The sequence below is a fragment of the Halobellus sp. Atlit-38R genome (assembly GCF_003665925.1).
In the GTDB taxonomy this organism is placed as follows: domain Archaea; phylum Halobacteriota; class Halobacteria; order Halobacteriales; family Haloferacaceae; genus Haloquadratum; species Haloquadratum inordinatus.
In genome coordinates this window covers 1-702 of sequence record NZ_QXIJ01000084.1, presented here as the reverse complement: position 1 = coordinate 702, position 702 = coordinate 1, and the positions used below count along the sequence as shown (strand labels likewise).

The 702-nt window shown below is 54.6% G+C and carries 1 protein-coding gene; it reads left to right on the top strand.

Features of this window, described 5'->3' with window-relative positions:
- Window positions 1–272: 272 nt before the first annotated feature.
- Window positions 273–702, top strand: a 430-nt coding sequence (locus D3D02_RS21315; RefSeq protein ID WP_233560708.1) for a hypothetical protein, incomplete at its 3' end; no start/stop codon positions are given.

Below are 702 nucleotides of genomic sequence, written 5' to 3'. Positions count from 1 at the left end.
TCATCTCGTCTTTGTGTAGAACTGCTGAAAATCCTCTCGACAATGAGGGTCTGTCCCTCCCCCGTTTTCGAAGCTTTTGGTGACAAGAGATAGCGGGAACCCACACACCACTATTTCCGAAGCTATCCACGAGCGAAGAAGGGGCCACCAAAAAGGCGGCATAAATAGTTGAGAGTCTCATCGATTAACTGGATTCTGTTGTCCTCGACACAATATCTATTTTCGACGTACTGCCCCGACGACGAACTGGCCTCGACAGGACCGTCAGCAGATTGTACGCAATCGCGTCGGTGGTTATAGTTGAACACTTGAACGGGTGGTGTGTAAGGTCGACAATTAGAACGGCTGTCTGGTCATCGGAGACACTTGAAGACGTGGTGTGTGTGAGATCGGCTGGGATTTCAGCGTCGATCGCTGTCGGCGTACAGCTCGAAACACTCGAAGCGCCGGAGGGTGAGGACAGAGACAAGCGAGGTGCCGTCGCAGAGGCCGGTGATCTACTCCTCCCTCCCCGGTGGTTGGACGACATCTGCGAGGGATCGAACCAATTGGATCCCGTTCTCATAGCCAGTCGTCACCCGATATCCTTCTTTGTCCTGCTCAACGGCCCCTGCGCTTGGATGCGCGAGCAGTTGGAGGGCGGATCGAACCTCTTCGGTGGTTGGGATATCGTTCGAGTCCTCCATGCCCACGACGATCCAC